Raw genomic sequence first — 16919 nt, forward strand, 5'->3', positions numbered from 1 at the left:
CCGCGCGCGGTTGGGGCCCTTGCTCGCGGGTGGTCGGGGCGCGGCGGGTACGCGCCGGACGAGGCGGGCACGGGCCGGGCGCGATAGTGGACTGGACCAGTTATCCACAGGGGTGGTTCGGGTCGGGCGCGGCGCGTAACGTGACGAGGCATGAAGATCCTCATCAGCGCCGACATGGAGGGCGCCACCGGCGTCACCTGGCCGGCTGATGTGCTGCCCGGCACCCCACAGTGGGAGCGCTGCCGCCGTCTGTTCACCTCTGATGTGAGCGCGGCCGTCGCCGGATTCCTCGACGGCGGTGCGGACGAGGTGCTCATCAACGAGGCGCATTGGACCATGCGCAATCTGCTGCTGGAAGAGCTGGACGATCGAGCCCAGATGCTCACCGGCCGGCACAAGAGCCTGAGCATGGTCGAGGGCGTGCAGCACGGTGATGTGGACGGAGTGGCGTTCGTCGGCTATCACACCGGCGCGGGCACCGAGGGCGTCCTCGCCCACACCTACCTCGCCAACTCCATCACCGGAGTTTGGGTCAACGGCGCGCGAGCCAGCGAAGGCCGGCTCAACGCTCTGGTGGCCGCCGAGTACGGAGTGCCGGTGGTGCTGGTGACCGGGGACGACAAGACCTGCGAGGACGCCGGGGACTATGCGCCGGACGCCCGTTCGGTCGCGGTCAAGGACTATGTCTCGCGTTATGCGGCGGTCTGCCGCACCCCCGCCCGCACGGCGGCCGACATCCGGGCGGCGGCGCGGGAGGCGGCGGTGCTGGCGGTGCGCCACGAGCCCGCCCGCGGCGTGCCGTTCACGGTGGAGCTGGAATTCGACGCCGAGCATCTGGTGGGGGCGGCGAGCGTCGTGCCGGGCGTGGAGCGCAGCGGCGAGCGGCGCGTCGCCTACACCTCACCGACCATGTACGAGGGGATCCGCTGCTTCAAGGCCGTCACGACGGTCGTCTCGGCCGCGGTGGAGGAGCAATATGGCTGACACGGACCGTTCTGAGAGCATCGACGCCCAGGCGCTCGACGAGGTGGTGCGGTTCACCTCCGAGCTGATCAGGATCGACACCACCAACCGCGGCGGCGGTGACTGCTCGGAGCGCCCGGCCGCCGAGTATGTGGCGGAGATGCTCGGCGATGTGGAGATCGAGCCCACCTTGCTGGAGCGCTCGCCCGGGCGCACCAATGTCGTGGCCCGGATCGAGGGCACCGATCCGTCGGCGCCCGCGCTGCTGGTCCACGGCCATCTGGACGTGGTGCCCGCCGAGCCCGCCGACTGGACCGTGCACCCCTTCTCCGGGGAGGTGCGCGACGGGGTCGTCTGGGGCCGGGGCGCCATCGACATGAAGAACATGGACGCGATGGTGCTCGCGGTCGTCCGGGCCTGGGCGCGGACGGGCGTGCGACCGCGCCGGGACATCGTGCTGGCCTTCACCGCCGATGAGGAGGACAGCGCCGCCTGGGGCTCCGGTTTCCTCGCCGAGCGCCACGCCGACCTCTTCGAGGGCTGCACCGAGGGCATCAGCGAGTCCGGAGCCTTCACCTTCCACGCCGGGCCCGGGGCGCGTATCTACCCCATCGCGGCGGGGGAGCGCGGCACGGCCTGGCTCAAGCTCACCGCGCACGGCCGCGCCGGACACGGCTCCAAGGTCAATCGGGACAACGCGGTCAGCAGGCTCGCCGCCGCCGTCGCCCGGATCGGGGACCATCGCTGGCCGGTCCGGCTGACGCCCACGGTCAAGGCCGCGCTCACCGAACTGGCCGTGCTCCAGGGCATCCCGGCCGATGTGGACGCCGCGGACTTCGACGTCGACGCACTGCTGGCGAAGCTCGGGCCCGCCGCCGCCCTGATCGAGCCGACCGTGCGCAACAGCGCCAACCCCACGGTGCTGGAGGCCGGTTACAAGGTCAATGTGATCCCGGGCAGCGCCACCGCCTATGTGGACGGGCGGATGCTGCCCGGCGGCGAGGAGGAGTTCCACGACACCCTGGACCGGCTCACCGGGCCGGACGTGGAGTGGGAGTTCCACCACCGGGAGCGCCCGCTGGAGGCGCCGATCGACACCCCCACCTACCGGGCGATGCGCGCCGCCGTCGAGCACTTCGACCCCGGCGCCCACGCCGTGCCGTACTGCATGTCGGGCGGCACTGACGCCAAGCAGTTCTCCCGGCTCGGCATCGCCGGATACGGCTTCTCACCGCTGCGGCTGCCCGAGGGCTTCGACTATCAGGCGCTCTACCACGCCGTGGACGAGCGGGTCCCGGTGGAAGCCCTGCACTTCGGCGTCCGGGTGCTCGACCACTTCCTGCAGAGAGCGTGAAGAACGGTGCGAACGGTGCAGCAAACGGTGCAGCAGCAGACGGCCGTCACGGCCCCCTACGGAGCCTGGAGTTCCCCGGTCGACGCCGCGCTCGTCGCCTCGTACGACGGCCATCCGGAGTATGTGGGCACGGTCGGCGAGGAGGTGTGGTGGACCGCGCCGCGCCCCGGCGAGGGCGGCCGCCGCGCCCTGGTCCGGCGGCGCACCGACGGCGCGGAGGTCACGGTGCTGGCCCCGCCGTGGAATGTGCGCAGCAAGGTGATGGGGTACGGCGGAATGCCCTGGGCCGCGGTGGATCGCGCGAGCGGCGGCCCGCTCGCGGTGTTCGTCCACTTCGCCGACCAGCGGTTGTACCTCCATGAGCCGGATGCCCCGGCCGGGGGCGCGCCGCGCCCGCTGACCCCGCTCTCGGCGGTGGGGGAGGGGCTGCGCTGGGCGGATCCGGTGCTGCACCCGGAGCGCGGCGAGGTGTGGTGTGTGCTGGAGGAGTTCACGGGCGCGGGGCCGACGGATGTGCGGCGGGTGATCGCCGCCGTACCGCTGGACGGTTCGGCCGCCGAGGACCGCGCGGCGGTGCGCGAGCTGACCGACGACCGGCACCGCTTCCTCACCGGACCCCGGCTCTCGCCCGACGGACGGCGGGCCGCCTGGATCGCCTGGGACCACCCCCGGATGCCCTGGGACGGCACGGAGGTGATGCTGGCCGATGTCGCGGAGGACGGCTCCTTCACCGGCGCCCGGGCGGTGCTGGGCGGGCCGGATGAGTCGGTCGCCCAGATCGAGTGGGCCGAGGACGGCGCGCTGCTCGCGGCCACCGACCGCACCGGCTGGTGGAATCTGCACCGTCTGGAGCCGCCGGAGGAGGCGACTGATGGGCGGGAATGGGGACGGGCCGGACGGCCGGTGGCGCTGTGCCCCCGCGAGGAGGAGTTCGGCGGGCCGCTGTGGAAGCTGGGCCACCGCTGGTTCGCCCCGCTGGCCGGCGGGCTGATCGCGGTGCTGCACGGCCGGGGCGCCGCCGCCCTCGGCATCCTCGATCCACGGACCGGCGAGACGGCCGATGTGCCGGGCCCCTGGACCGAGTGGGAGCCGACGCTGGCCGTGAACGGCACGCGCGTGGTCGGCGTCGCGGCGAGCCCGCACAGCGGCCACGAGGTGATGGAGCTGGACGTCTGCACCGGCCGCTCCCGGGCCATCGGCAACGCCCACACCGACCCCGTGGACCCCGCGTACTACCCCCGGCCCCGAGCCCGCACCTTCACCGGACCGGACGGCCGGGAGATCCACGCCCAGCTCTATCCACCGCACCATCCCGGCCACACCGCACCGGACGGAGAGCTTCCGCCGTATGTGATCCGGGCCCACGGCGGGCCCACCGGCCGCGCCCCGCTCGTGCTCGACCTGGAGATCGCCTATTTCACCTCACGCGGCATCGGCGTCGCCGAGGTCAACTACGGGGGCTCCACGGGCTATGGCCGCGCCTACCGCGAGCGGCTGCGCGAGCAGTGGGGCGTGGTCGATGTCGAGGACTGCGCCGCCGTCGCCGGGGCGCTCGCCGACGAAGGCATCGCCGACCGCGCCCGGCTCGCGATCCGCGGCGGCAGCGCGGGCGGCTGGACGGCGGCGGTCTCCCTCACCGCCACGGATCTCTACGCCTGCGCCACCGTCACCTACCCCATCCTCGACCTGGCCTCCTGGGCCACCGGTGGCACCCATGACTTCGAGTCGTGCTACACCGAATCACTGGTCGGCCCGCTCGCGGAGGTGGCGGACCGCTACCGCGAGCGCTCCCCGCTGCACCGGGCCGACCGCATCCGGTCGCCCTTTGTGCTGCTCCAGGGGCTGGACGACACCATCTGCCCGCCCGAGCAGTGCGAGCGGTTCCTGGAGGCGGTCTCCGGGCGCGGTATCCCGCACGCGTACCTCACCTTCGAGGGCGAGGGCCATGGCTTCCGCGGCGCCGATACGATGATCCGCGCCCTGGAGGCCGAACTGTCGCTGTACATCCAGACCTTCGGGCTGATCAGATCCGATGTGCCCACCCTGGAGCTGCTGACATCGGCGGCCCCGATCTCCACTGGAGGAGCGAGTTGACACCCCCATCGGCCCCGCGCATCGTCGGCTCCGAGCCGCTGCCCACCGCCGTCGCCGGTGCCTGGCCGCAGGGCGGCGAGCCGGAGACCTGGCTGCTCAGCGTCTCCCGGTACACCGCGTCCATGGACCCGGGCGCGCCCGGCACGATCCTGGACGCCGGGGAGCGGGAGCGGGCGGGGAAGTTCCTGCGGGCGGAGGACCGCGAGCGCTATACGGCGGCCCATCTGGGGCTGCGCGAGCTGCTCGGCGCCTATCTGGGCATGTCCCCGGCCGACGTTCCGTTCACCCGCGAGGCGTGCCCCGGCTGCGGCGGTCCGCACGGCCGCCCCGCCGTGTCCGGCACCCCGCTGCACTTCAATATGTCGCACGCCGGTGATCTGGTGCTCTTCGCCTTCGCGGGCTCCCCGGTCGGTGTGGACGTGGAGAAGCTGCAGCCCGCCTCGGTGGTCGACCAGGTCGCCGAGAGCCTGCATCCCAAGGAGCGCGCCGAGCTGGACGCGCTGGCGCCGGCCGACCGGCCCGCGGCCTTCGCCCGCTGCTGGACCCGCAAGGAGGCCTATCTCAAGGGCCTGGGCACCGGCCTGTCCCGCGACCCGGCGGTCAACTATGTCGGCACCGGGCTCTCCGCCGTGCCCGTCGGCCCGTGGGCGATGACCGACATCCCCGTGGACGAGGCGATATCCGGTGGCTCCGGCTATGCGGCGGCCATGGCGCTGCTGACATCATTGCCGCATGTCTGACGTCCGGTATGTCACCGAGGGAGCCCGGGTGGCCATCCGCCGCACCACCCGGGCGGATGGCGCGGAGTTCGTCAGGCGCGCCCGGGAGAGCATGGAGTTCCACCGCCCCTGGCTCACCCTCCCCACCACCGAGCGGGCCTATCTGCACTACATCGCCCAGCTGGAGCGCGAGGACCGCGAGGGCTTCCTCGTCTGTGCCCGGGAAACCGGGGAGATGGCCGGGTTCATCAACATCAACAACATGGTGCGCGGCGCCTTCCAGTGCGGCTCGATCGGCTACGGAGCCTTTCCGCCCGCCGCCGGACAGGGCTATATGTCCGAGGCGCTGGGGCTCGTGCTGCGCCATGCCTTCGGGCCGCTGGGGCTGCACCGCGTCGAGGTCAACATCCAGCCGGGCAACAAGGCGTCGTTGGGGCTGGTGAAGCGCCATGGCTTCCGGCTGGAAGGGTTTTCCCCGGACTTCCTGTATATCGAGGGCGCGTGGCGCGACCATGAGCGCTGGGCCATGACCAGCGACATGCTGGACCAGGGGACCGGTCCTGGCTGACGGGGCGCCATGATCGGTCCGAAGCGGCTCTGTTCAGCGGGCCCCGCGACGTTGTTCCATGGTCATCGGACGGTCGCCGCACCGAGGTGACCCAAGGCAGTCGGAGCGAGGCAGCCCGTGGCCACGAGCGTGCGACGTACCACCCTGACCCTTCCCACCGCCCCCGTCGGGCCCGACAACCCCCTGCCCGCGCTGCGCCCCCTCGACGAGGTGCACCGCGTGGACGACCGCGTCCGGGCCACGCTCCCCGCCGACATGGCCCGCCAGGTCGCCCATGCCCCCCTGCGGTCGGTGCTGCCGGTGCGGCTGCGCGACGGCTACGGCCGCGACCGCGCCCCCGCCACACTCGACGCCATCGTCCTGGAGAACGACCGGCTGCGGGCCACGGTGCTGCCCGGGCTTGGCGGCCGGGTCCACTCGCTGATCCACAAGGCCACCGGCGATTCCGCCGACACCGAGCTGCTGTACCGCAACCCGGTGCTCCAGCCCGCCGACTTCGCCCTCAACGGCGCCTGGTTCTCCGGCGGGATCGAGTGGAACATCGGCGCCACCGGCCACACCACCCTGTCCTGCGCACCCCTGCACGCCGCCCGCGTCCCCGCCCCCGACGCCGCCGAAGGGGGCGCGATGGTGCGGCTGTGGGAGTGGGAGCGGCTGCGCGATCTGCCCTTCCAAGTGGATCTGTGGCTGCCCGCCGACTCCGCGTTCCTCTACGTGGGCGTCAGGATCCGCAACCCCCACCACCTCCCCGCCCCCGTCTACTGGTGGTCCAACATCGCCGTCCCCGAGGACGAGCACACCCGCGTCCTCGCCCCCGCCGACGACGCCTGGCACTTCGGCTACGCCCGCACCCTCAGCAGGGTTCCGGTCCCGGAGTGGGACGGCGCCGACCGCACCTATCCGCTGCGCGGCGCCTACCCCGCCGACTACTTCTACGAGGTGCCCGACGGCGCCCGCCGCTGGATCGCCTCCCTCGACGCCGACGGCAGCGGCCTCGTCCAGACCTCGACCGATCTGCTGCGCGGCCGCAAGCTCTTCGTCTGGGGCGCGGGCCCCGGGGGGCGGCGCTGGCAGCAATGGCTGACCGAGCCCGGCACCGGCGGCTACGCCGAGATCCAGGCCGGGCTCGCCCGCACCCAGCTCGAGCACATCCCGCTGGAGGCGGGCGAGGAGTTCGCCTGGCTGGAGGCATACGGTCCGCTGACCGCCGACCCGGCCGCCGTCCACGGCGCGGACTGGGCGGCCGCCCGCCGTGAGACCGAGACCCGGCTGGAGGCGGCGCTGCCGCGCGCCGCGGTCGACGCGGCCTACGCCGCCTGGCGTCCGTACGCCGACACGGAACCGGCGGAGCACCTCGCGACCGGCTCCGGCTGGGGTGCGCTGGAGGCCGAGCGCGGCGGGTTCGAGCTGCCCGGTACGCCGTTCGGCCCGGGCACGCTGGGGGAGGACCAGGAGCCGTGGCGCCGGTTGCTGCGCACCGGCGCCCTCCCCGACTGGGAGCCGGGCCCCTCCCAGGCCGACCCCGGCGCCTCCCTGGTCGCGCCCGCCTGGCGCGACCTCCTCGAAGCGGCCCCCTCGACCGCCGCCGCCGAATACCACCTGGGCGTTGCCCAGTGGCATGCGGGCGACCGCGCACAGGCCGAGCGCAGCTGGGAGCGGTCGCTGCGGTGCGCCGAGACGCCCTGGGCACTGCGCTGTCTGGCCGTCGCCGACACCGCCTCCGGCCATCCGGCGCGCGCGGCGGACCGGCTGCTGCGCGCCGTACAGCTCCTCCTCGCCGCGGGCGCCGTCCCGCCGCGGGAGGCGGACCCGGTGCTCGAAGCGGCTCCGGTGCTCGAAGCGGCTCCGGTGCTCGAAGCGGCGGGCGCGGGGCAGGGGCCGGGAGTTGGAGGGGGCGCGGGGCAGGGGGCGGAGGCGGCCGGAGCGCCGACCGCCGTCTCGCTGGCCGCACCGCCCGCCGCCGCCACCGCCGACCCGGTCGCCCTGGAGGCGGCCGAGGCGGCGCTCGGCCGGGAGGCGATCGTCGCGCTGCTCGCGGACGACCGCGCCGACGACGCACGGGCGGTCCTCGACGCCCTGCGCCCCACCATCCGGTCCCGCGGCCGCTTCCGACTGCTGCGCGCCCAGGTGCTGCTGGCCCAGGGCGACGCCCCGGCCGCCCGCGCCGTCTTCGACGAGGGCTTCGAGGTCTGCGATCTACGCGAGGGCGACGAGGCGTTGAGCGACACCTGGTACGCGATCGTGGAACGGCTGGTGGCGGGGACCGATGAGCCCCTGACCGAGGAAGCACGAGCCCGGGCCAGGACCGAGCACCCACTGCCCGGCCGCTACGAGTTCCGAATGCGCCCCACGTAGCGGACCTACGGCCCGCAGGGGGTCGGCCCGGGTGCGCCCGCGAGCGGCCCGCGTCCCGCGTGGGGCATGCTCGGATTGCGGTGGCGCGTGGCTTGACCGGGTCGCGCCCTCAGGCGGCCGTGCCCGCGAGCGGACGCCCCCGTGCCCGGGGCGCGGGGGCGGGCGGGCGCCCCCTGCACTCGGGCCGCATCCCCATGGATGCCCGCGTGGCCGCGCCCGCGTTCGCGTCGGGCGAGGCGTCCGCATAGGGCTGGGCTATGGGGGCACCCGGTCGCGGATGTCGGCACAGCGCATGAGCGAGCGGAAGGAGCCGTGACCGTGAGGACACCGCATGACCCCGGTGCGGATCCCGAGGACGAGGGGATCCCCGATCTGCAGGACGGTACGCCCGAGCAGCAGCGGGCCGAGGATCCTGAGCAGTTGCCCGTGCCCGGGGATGAGCCGACGATCGCCGCGTACCGGGACACCACGAGCGCGGAGACGCATGAGCGGGAGTCGCTCGAGGAGCGCTTGACCGATGAGGAGCCGGAGACGGGGGAGCCGGTCGGCACCGAGGCGGAACGGGCGGGGCTGCTGTACGACGAGCCGGACCCCGACTTCCCGCGTGAACAGGACGTCTACTCCCAGGAGGGCTCGACCAGCGGGCTGTCCGCCGAGGAGGAGGCGGTCCGGATCAAGAGCGATGAGCTCCGTGACGTGGACGATCTCTACGAGGAGTACGAGGAGTTCGACGACGGGGAGCTCACCGAGGATCCGGGACCGCCCTCCTGACGGGTCTGCCGGACGGTGAGTTCACGAGCGGGTCACGCCATCGGATTCCGGTCGACGTACTCGAAGATCGAGCCGTCGGGGTGGCGCGCCACGAGGGTCCGGCCCACGGGGGCGGGCAGCGGACCGGCCACGATCTGCCCGCCGACCGCCGTGAGATCCGCGATCGCCTCGTCCACGTCCTTCACCGCGATCGTCGCCGTGATCTTGCGAAGAATCGACAGCTCCGACTCCGGACCGCTCATCAGAAAGAAGCAGCCGACCGCCGCGACCGAGACGGGCCCGCGCTGGAAGCGCACCGCCTCGGCTCCCGTCAGCCGTTCGTAGACGGCGATCGCCGCATCCAGATCGTCGACGCACACGCGGAGTGAAGTCCCCAGAATATCCATGCGGGCGAGCCTAGTTGAACTGCTCAGACGCGGCAGAGGATCTCACCGTGCAGGACGGCGAACCAACCGTCCGGGGCCTCGCCCCACGCCCGCCACGCCTCCGCGATCGACCGCAGCTCCTCCTCGGTGGCATGGCCGCCGTCCACCGCGCGCCGGGCGTAGGAGGAGGCGACCGTGCGGTCTGCCCACAGCCCGCTCCACCACGCCCGCTCCTCCTCGGTGGCGTAGCACCACGCCGAGGCGGTCGAGGTGATGCCGATGTCGGTGAACCCCGCCTCCAGCGCCCAGGAGCGCAGCCTGCGACCGGCGTCCGGCTCACCGCCGTTGGCCCGCGCGACCCGGCGGTAGAGATCCAGCCAGCCGTCCAGGCCGGGGACGGACGGATACCAGGTCATGGCGGCGTAGTCGGAGTCGCGCACCGCCACGATGCCGCCCGGCGCGCACACCCGCCGCATCTCGCGCAGCGCCCCCACCGGGTCGCCGACGTGCTGCAGCACCTGATGGGCGTGGACCACACAGAAGGAGTCGTCGGGGTAGTCCAGCGCGTGGACGTCGGCGACCGCGAAGGACACGTTCGCCAGCCCGCGCTCCTCGGCCACCGAGCGGGCCCGCTCCAGGACGGAGCCCGCGGTGTCGACGCCCGTGACCTGCCCCTGGGGGACCAGTTCGGCCAGGTCGGCGGTGATGGTGCCGGGGCCGCAGCCGATATCCAGGATCCGCATATGGGGCCGCAGATGGCCGGTGAGATACGCGGCGGAGTTGGCCGCCGTGCGCCAGGTGTGCGAGCGCAGCACCGACTCATGGTGGCCGTGGGTGTAGACGGCGGCGTCCTTCGGCATGGTGGAACTCCCCCTTCGGGACTGGTGAGCGGGTAGCTCCACGGTAGAAGGCATCTCGCATCACGAGAAGAACCGTCTCACTATGCAAGCAGCGTCGTGAGCGTCATGGCGAAATGGCGAAGGGGCGGCGGGGGAAGACCCTCACCGTCCCTTCGGCGGAACGTGCCGCGGGAATTCAGGGCGGCTCCGTCACATCGCCCAGGCTGATCACGCCCAGCGGACGCCCCGCCTCGACGACCGGAAGCCGCCCCACCGCATGTCTCCGCATCAGCGCGGCCGCCTCGGCCACCTCCTCGTCCGGCCCGATGGTCACCGGGTCCGGTGTGCACACGGCATGGCAGGTGACGGCGAAGGGGTCGATGCCCTCGGCGACAGCGCGGAGGGTGATGTCACGGTCGGTGAGCACACCGAGCAGCTTCCCGTCGCTGGCGACCAGCACATCGCCGATGCCCTGTGCGCGCATCAGCTGAGCGGCCTCCACCAGCGAGGCATCGGGGTGCACCCAGATCACGGGCCGCGTCATGACTTCCCGCACATAGCGAGGTGGGCCCTGGGACATCTGTCCACCTCCCCTTCGTGGGTGATGTGCTCTGCCCGCAGTACCCGCGCGGGGCGGGGGTTATGCGTGCCGGTGTGCGCCGGCCCACCAGGTCTGGCCGTCCCACCATGGCTCGCCGTCGCTCCATCTTCCGCCGTCCCCCCATGTCTTACGAGGCCGGGCGCAGCCCCAGCGCCGAGACCACCTCCTGCACCGTGTGGAACGTCCGGTCCGCGGGCAGTTCCTCGGCCAGAGCGATCAGACCGTCCGGTGTGTGTCGTTCCTCCAGGACGTGCAACAGCTCCTCACGATCGGCGGGGAACGACGTGCGTCCCAGCCGGCGCGCGAACTCGAACCGCACCACCTCGGCCTCACCGGTCGTCCCCCGGGCCGGGATCGGCCCCATGGTCACGTCCGGGTCGTCGTCGGCGGCCGGCTCCGGGTCGTGCCACTCCTCGGCGCGGGTCGGGCGCCCGGAGCGGATCAGCCCCTGGAGCTCGTGCTTCATCTCGTCGTCCTTGTGGACGCTCAGCCGGTCGCTGCCTCGCTGCATCTCGGTCCCCTTCCTCAGCGGGTCCGTATATGTCTCCCGGGTCGGTCGTCTCCCGGGTCGGTCAGTCCGCGCCGCCCTCGTACGGCCAGCGCAGCAGTGCGCCGAGGCCGCCCACCGGAATGTCGGCGCCGTATCGCTCCCCGTCGGCCGACGACACCGTCAGCACCTCGGCGCCGGCGACCGCGACCGAGCGGATCAGCGCGTCGTCGGCGCGGGCCGGGGACGGCCGGGCGTCGCCCAGATACTGGACATCGGTGCGGCGCAAGGCCAGCTGGTCCGGTTCGGTGCCCACCCATACCTCGCGGTAGAGATCGGGCCCGTCGGGGCGTATCAGCAACGAGCCTATGCGGTGTTCGCGCGCCGCGTCGACCAGTGCCGGAACTCCTTCGGCCGCCTCCACGCGCCCGTCCGAGGGCATCCGTCCGGCCCGGAACCGCTCCATCGCCGCCTCGCCGCGCTCCTGCGCATGCCGGGCGCGGGCGTCGTCCACCTCCTGGTCCAGCAGCCGGGCGGCGTGGGTGCCGGGCGAGGCGGAACCGGGGGCACGGCCCCCGCGCGCGGTCTCCACCGCCGCCGAGCGCAGCTCCTTGGGCAGCTGGTCGCGGACGGCGCGCCGCTCGCGCGGGTCCCCGGCCAGCACCACCTCCGCCCGGGTCTCCTCCTGGCAGGCGCGCAGCTCGTCGGCGATCAGCGCGGCGTTGTGCTCCCAGGTGTTCTCCGTCTTGAGCTGGAAGTGGCGCTCCGACCAGTCGGCACCGGCGGTGCGGTGCACCGGCCACTGCCGTCCGTGCACCGAGCCGACCCGGTCGCCACCGTGGCCGTCGCGCAGACCGTGCCCGTTGCGCAGCTCGACGTCCGCGCCGGTGCGGTCGATGTATGCCACCAGGCAGGACGGGTCCTCGCCGGTCAGCTCCAGCAGCGGCCCCACGTGCGGAAGCGCCGACCAACACGGGGCTTCGCCCATCGGCGGCGGGGTCGGCAACGGAGTGTCGACGACCACCTCACCGGCCGTGGCGAAGACGGCCCGCCCAGCCGCCGGCCCGGCACCGGGTGGCGCCGAGGTCAGCCTCTCGTACACCGCACGGCAGGTGGCCCGGTCGGCGCCCTGCCCTTCCAGCCGGCGACCGGCCTCGCGGGCGGCGCGTTCCCGCTCCTGGGCCGCGGACTCGTCGGGGTACGAGGTGGCGAAGTAGACGCTGGCCCAGGGGCCCGGGAGGTCGGGGCGCTCGTAGAGCGGTTGGAGATGTCCGAGTCGCATGTACTCCCTCCAGATTTCGCGTCCCCCACGCGTACCCGTCACGATGGCATCGACACGAGGTTGCCCGGCGCGTTTGAGGACCCCGTGGACGGGGACTCGTCGTGCGGCCGAGTGGCCCGTAGGGAGTGAGGAGCGGCGTCGGACGTGGGAGATCAGGGGCCGCGTTCGACGCCGTGCCCTGCCCAGCGGATGTGCCCGCGTATCCGTGTCCCGGCCGTTTTCCGTCCCCTTCCCCGCCAGTGCTGACTGGCGCTGTTAACGAGGATGGGGCACGGGTACCCGGCGGCGCATGACTGATAAATCGGGCTACCCGAAGGCGGGCATACCCTCGGCCGCGGACTTGGCGGAGCCGGTCGCCCGGGCCGTCCGCGACGAAGTCCGCAGGGAGCTGCGCGAGCAGTCCGGACGGCGCGCGGTCCGCCTCTACGGCGGCGCGGCGGCGGCCGCGCTCTACGCGGGGGGTGCGCTGACGGCGTGCCTGGTGCTGCTTCTCGCCCTCGCGCTTCCGGCGTGGGCGGCGGCGCTGATCGTTTTCGCGCTGTTGCTGGTGGCGGCGGGGTGGCTGAAGAACTCCGCGGCGCAGGCGTCGGGGCCGACCGCGCCTTCGGGTCCTGCCCCGCCTACAGGTCCTTCGGGCCCCTCCGCTCCTTCGGGCCCCACTGGGCCCTCCGCGCCTCCCACGCCCCCGATGCCTCCGGCGCCGGGGTCCGGAGCGCCTCCTCAGCCCCCTCAGCCTCCTCACACGGGGTGATCGCCCATGGCGGAGAATCCGCTGCTGGCCAGGCATGGCGAGGCGCTGGACCTCTTCACCGAACGGGTGCACGAGATCCGGCCCCACCAGTGGGACGACTCGACGCCCTGCACCGAGTGGACCGTACGCGACCTGGTGAACCATCTCGCGGTCGAGCAGATGTGGGTGCCGCCGCTGGTCCGGGAGGGAGCGAGCGTCGCCGACCAGAGCAATGTGCTGGAGGGCGATCTGCTCGGTGACGACCCGGTCGCGACGTGGGACGTGGTGGTCGCCGCGGCGCGGGACGCCTTCCGCGAGCCGGGGGCCCTCGACCGGACGGTCGAGCTCTCGTACGGGGAGAGCCCCGCCACGCATTACTGCGCCCAGATGACGGCTGACGCGGCCGTCCACGCGTGGGACCTGTCGCGGGCCATTGGGGCGGAGGAGCGCATTCCGAAGCCGCTGGTGGACTTTTCGGTGCGGGAAGTCGCGCCGTATGCGGCGGACTTGGAGGAGAGCGGGCTTTTCGCGGCGCCCGTGGAGCCACCGCCCGGGGCGGATGCGCAGGCCCGACTCCTGGCCCTGCTCGGCCGCGAGCCGTAGGGGGGCGGGGCGCGGGCGCCCGTAGGCGGGGCGCGGGTGCCTCCGGCGGAGAGACCCCACCCCGCCCCTTCCCGAAACGGAGGGCTCCGCCCCCCCGTGCCCCCTGCCGGGGCTCCGCCCCGGACCCCGCCCGGACCCCGCCCTGGACCCCGCTCGGACCCCGCTTCTCGGAGGCTCCGCCCCGGACCCTGCTTCTCGGAGGGCTCCGCCCCCCGTGCCCGCTCGCTGCGGGGGCTCCGCCCTGGGCCCCGCTCCCCGGAGGGCTCCGCCCCCCGTGCCCCCTGCCGGGGCTCCGCCCCGTACCCCGCTCCTCCAACCTCCAACCATGGGGCCTCCAACCACGGGGTGGGGGTGTGAGCGGAGGAAACTCCGCTCACACCCCCACCCCATGACCCGCCTACCGCCTACCGCCTACCGCCTACCGCGCGCCGCGGAATTCAGCAGCGGATCCGCGGGCGGTCCCAATGCCGGTGGGCCGCTATCGCTTCGGTGAAGACCCTGGTGAATTCCTCGCTCGCCGTGCCCGTCGTCGTGTCCGTGACCACGCCGTGGTCGGCGCAGACGTGGCCGTGACCGGAGGCGATGTGGAGGCCCTCCGGGTCGAGGGAGGAGAGGACGCCGACGCCCGAGCCGAGGGCGCCGATGGGTTTGCCGTGGCGGTAGGCGTCGCGGACGAAGCGCATGGCCGCGCTGTCGGAGGCCAGGTCGGGGGTGCCGGTGGGGCCGCCGGGGAGGAGGACGGCGTCGTAGAGGACGGAGGCGACCGTGGAGAGGGCGCGGTCGACCGCGTAGCCGTTGCCGTCGGCGCCGACCACCTTGCCGTCGTGCGGGGCGAGGGCCTCGACGACGGCGCCCTGGGCGGTGAGTGCCTCCTGGGCCTGGGTGAGCTGGGCGGTGTCCACCCCGTCCGTGACCAGCACCGCGATCTGGCGGGTGCGGATCGAGCCGTCGCCCTGGAGGTTCTCCTGGCTCAGCGCGGGCGAGGCTTGCGGCTTGTGGTTGTTGGCGCCCGGCTCGGGCATCGCCACGCCGATGCCCTGGGCCACCTGCGAGGCCAGGTCGTAGTCGATCTGGGCCAGCTGCTCGACGGTGCGCTCGCGCACATGCACCGCGGCGACCTTGCCCAGCTCGAAGCGGAAGGCGTCCACGATATGGCGCTTCTCCCAGGCGCTCATGCTGTTCCAGAACAGCGCGGCCTGGCTGTAGAAGTCCTTGAAGGACTCGCTCCGCTTGCGGATCTTGTGGCCCTCGACCCGCTCCGCGTAGTGGGAGAAGGCATAGCCGTCCGCCCCGGCGAGGGCCGGGCAGCCGCCGCCGAGCGAGTTGGGGGAGTAGTTGGTGCCCTTGTGGAGCATGGTCTGGTGGTAGCCGTCCCGGTGGTTGGTGCGGGCCGGGGTGACCGGCCGGTTGACCGGGAGCTGCGAGAAGTTGGGGCCGCCCAGCCGGATGAGCTGGGTGTCAAGATACGAGAAGTTCCGGGCCTGCAGCAGCGGGTCGTTGGTGAAGTCGATACCGGGGACGACGTTCCCGGTGTGGAAGGCCACCTGCTCGGTCTCCGCGAAGAAGTTGTCCGGGTTGCGGTTCAGGACCATGTGGCCGATCGGCCGCACCGGCACCTGCTCCTCCGGGACGATCTTCGTGGCGTCGAGCAGATCGAAGTCGAAGTTGAACTCGTCCTCCTCCGGGATCAGCTGCACCCCCAGCTCGTACTCGGGGTACTGGCCCGCCTCGATCGCCTCCCACAGATCGCGCCGGTTGAAGTCCGGGTCGCGGCCCGCGGCCTCCTGGGCCTCGTCCCACACCAGCGAGTGGACGCCCAGCTTCGGCTTCCAGTGGAACTTCACGAAGGTGCCGCGCCCCTGCGCGTCCACGAAGCGGAAGGTGTGCACCCCGAAGCCCTGCATCATCCGGAAGCTGCGCGGAATCGCCCGGTCCGACATCAGCCACATCATCATGTGCATGGTCTCGGGCTGCAGGGAGACGAAGTCCCACAGGGTGTCATGGGCGGAGGCGCCGGTCGGGATGTCGTTCTGCGGCTCCGGCTTGAGCGCGTGCACGAAGTCGGGGAACTTGATCCCGTCCTGGATGAAGAAGACCGGCATATTGTTGCCGACCAGGTCGTAGTTGCCCTCCGAGGTGTAGAACTTCGTCGCGAAGCCCCGCACGTCCCGCACCGTGTCCGCCGAGCCCCGGGGCCCCTGCACGGTGGAGAACCGTACGAAGACCGGGGTGCGCACGGACGGATCCTGGAGGAAGGCGGCGCGGGTGAACTCCGCGCAGGACTCGTACGGCTCGAAGTAGCCGTACGCGCCCGCGCCCCGCGCGTGCACCACCCGCTCCGGGATGCGCTCATGGTCGAAATGGGTCAGCTTCTCGCGGAAGTGGAAGTCCTCCATCAGCGTCGGGCCGCGTTCGCCCACGGTGAGGGAGTCATCGGTGTGGTCGACCGCCACGCCCTGGTCGGTGGTCAGCGGTCCCTCGGCGGGGTCGGGGGCACGGTAGTGGTCGCGCTGCCGCTCCTTGCGGTCCTCCGTCATGATGCCGATCCCTTCGTCGTCTTCGAGAATTCCTCCAGGAACGCCTCACAGAACGCCTTGAGATCATCGGGCTTGCGGCTGGTGATCAGGGCGCCCGGACCGCTGGTGCAGACCTTGACCTGCTCGTCCACCCAGGTCCCGCCGGCGTTGGTGATGTCGGTGCGCAGACTCGGCCACGAGGTCAGGGTGCGGCCGCGCACCACGTCGGCCTCCACCAGCGTCCAGGGGGCGTGGCAGATCGCGGCCACCGGCTTCCCCGCGTCGAAGAAGCCCTTGGCGAAGGCGACGGCCTTGTTGTCCAGGCGCAGGAAGTCGGGGTTGGCGACCCCGCCGGGCAGCACCAGGGCGTCGTACTCCCCGACCGTGGCGTCCTTCACCACCTGGTCGACCTCGAAGGTGTCCGCCTTGTCGAGGTGGTCGAACGCCTGGATGCGGCCGGGCTTGGTGGACACCAGACGAGGGGTGCCCCCGGCATCCCGGACCGCCTGCCAGGGGTCGGTCAGCTCGACCTGTTCCACGCCTTCCGGGGCGACGAGAAAGGCGACCTTCATTGCTGCTCACGTCCTTCCGGTCCGGGAATCGCGTCCTTCCGGTGCGGCGGGTAGCCAGCGCGGACGGGGTCGAAACGGATACATCAGGGGCGACGGGCGC

16 protein-coding genes are annotated in these 16919 nt (G+C 72.7%); 9 read left to right on the forward strand and 7 right to left on the reverse strand.

Going from position 1 to position 16919, the window contains the following annotated elements; all coding sequences use genetic code 11:
- Positions 1-150 precede the first annotated feature (150 nt).
- The 7 genes from AS97_RS34710 to AS97_RS34740 all read left to right on the forward strand — a co-directional run bounded on the left by AS97_RS34710 (position 151) and on the right by AS97_RS34740 (position 8824).
- Positions 151-984 (forward strand): M55 family metallopeptidase, encoded by an 834-nt coding sequence (locus tag AS97_RS34710; protein WP_093465571.1) that lies wholly within the window; start codon positions 151-153, stop codon positions 982-984.
- On the forward strand, positions 977-2317 hold the full coding sequence (locus AS97_RS34715; RefSeq protein ID WP_086710692.1) for a M20/M25/M40 family metallo-hydrolase: 1341 nt from the start codon (positions 977-979) through the stop codon (positions 2315-2317). Before AS97_RS34710 ends, AS97_RS34715 begins: the two co-directional genes overlap by 8 nt.
- 15 nt (positions 2318-2332) lie before the next feature.
- A complete protein-coding gene (locus AS97_RS34720; protein ID WP_247204582.1) occupies positions 2333-4411 on the forward strand; it encodes a prolyl oligopeptidase family serine peptidase in 2079 nt (692 codons plus the stop codon).
- On the forward strand, positions 4408-5151 hold the full coding sequence (locus AS97_RS34725; protein ID WP_125762106.1) for a 4'-phosphopantetheinyl transferase superfamily protein: 744 nt from the start codon (positions 4408-4410) through the stop codon (positions 5149-5151). Before AS97_RS34720 ends, AS97_RS34725 begins: the two co-directional genes overlap by 4 nt.
- Positions 5144-5698, forward strand: coding sequence for a GNAT family N-acetyltransferase (locus tag AS97_RS34730; RefSeq protein ID WP_125762108.1), 555 nt, complete (start codon positions 5144-5146; stop codon positions 5696-5698). Before AS97_RS34725 ends, AS97_RS34730 begins: the two co-directional genes overlap by 8 nt.
- 117 nt (positions 5699-5815) lie before the next feature.
- Complete coding sequence (locus tag AS97_RS34735; protein ID WP_210566235.1) at positions 5816-8053, forward strand: DUF5107 domain-containing protein; 2238 nt, start codon at positions 5816-5818, stop codon at positions 8051-8053.
- A 318-nt stretch (positions 8054-8371) separates the two neighbouring features.
- Positions 8372-8824, forward strand: a complete 453-nt coding sequence (locus AS97_RS34740; RefSeq protein WP_059142013.1) for a DUF5709 domain-containing protein — start codon at positions 8372-8374, stop codon at positions 8822-8824.
- Between the two features lie 32 nt (positions 8825-8856).
- Here the strand turns inward: AS97_RS34740 and AS97_RS34745 are convergent, their stop codons facing one another.
- From AS97_RS34745 to AS97_RS34765, 5 genes are all read right to left on the reverse strand, one after another.
- Positions 8857-9210 (reverse strand): VOC family protein, encoded by a 354-nt coding sequence (locus tag AS97_RS34745; protein ID WP_059141931.1) that lies wholly within the window; start codon positions 9208-9210, stop codon positions 8857-8859.
- Between the two features lie 23 nt (positions 9211-9233).
- The gene (locus AS97_RS34750) at positions 9234-10049 is read right to left on the reverse strand and encodes a class I SAM-dependent methyltransferase (RefSeq protein WP_210566236.1); all 816 of its coding nucleotides are present in this window, start codon (positions 10047-10049) and stop codon (positions 9234-9236) included.
- Positions 10050-10224: 175 nt separating this feature from the next.
- On the reverse strand, positions 10225-10572 hold the full coding sequence (locus AS97_RS34755) for a CBS domain-containing protein (protein WP_349017619.1): 348 nt from the start codon (positions 10570-10572) through the stop codon (positions 10225-10227).
- Positions 10573-10756: 184 nt separating this feature from the next.
- The gene (locus tag AS97_RS34760; RefSeq protein WP_059141934.1) at positions 10757-11140 is read right to left on the reverse strand and encodes a DUF2795 domain-containing protein; all 384 of its coding nucleotides are present in this window, start codon (positions 11138-11140) and stop codon (positions 10757-10759) included.
- A gap of 61 nt (positions 11141-11201) precedes the next feature.
- Entirely contained in the window at positions 11202-12398 is a 1197-nt protein-coding gene (locus AS97_RS34765) for a Vms1/Ankzf1 family peptidyl-tRNA hydrolase (RefSeq protein ID WP_210566238.1), read from the reverse strand.
- Between the two features lie 289 nt (positions 12399-12687).
- Here AS97_RS34765 and AS97_RS48695 point away from each other — a divergent pair, with 289 nt between their 5' ends.
- Positions 12688-13149 carry a phage holin family protein gene (locus tag AS97_RS48695; protein WP_210566239.1) on the forward strand — a complete coding sequence of 154 codons (462 nt, stop codon included), beginning with the start codon at positions 12688-12690 and terminating at the stop codon, positions 13147-13149.
- A 6-nt stretch (positions 13150-13155) separates the two neighbouring features.
- A complete protein-coding gene (locus AS97_RS34775; RefSeq protein WP_210566240.1) occupies positions 13156-13731 on the forward strand; it encodes a TIGR03086 family metal-binding protein in 576 nt (191 codons plus the stop codon).
- Positions 13732-14168: 437 nt separating this feature from the next.
- Here AS97_RS34775 and AS97_RS34780 read toward each other — a convergent pair whose 3' ends face one another.
- A complete protein-coding gene (locus AS97_RS34780) occupies positions 14169-16268 on the reverse strand; it encodes a catalase (protein WP_059141937.1) in 2100 nt (699 codons plus the stop codon).
- Positions 16265-16819: a type 1 glutamine amidotransferase domain-containing protein gene (locus AS97_RS34785; protein WP_059141938.1), complete on the reverse strand. Its 555-nt coding sequence runs from the start codon at positions 16817-16819 to the stop codon at positions 16265-16267. Before AS97_RS34785 ends, AS97_RS34780 begins: the two co-directional genes overlap by 4 nt.
- Positions 16820-16919: the final 100 nt, after the last annotated feature.

Origin of the sequence: Streptomyces sp. AgN23 (assembly GCF_001598115.1) — a bacterium.
Lineage (GTDB): Bacteria > Actinomycetota > Actinomycetes > Streptomycetales > Streptomycetaceae > Streptomyces > Streptomyces antimycoticus.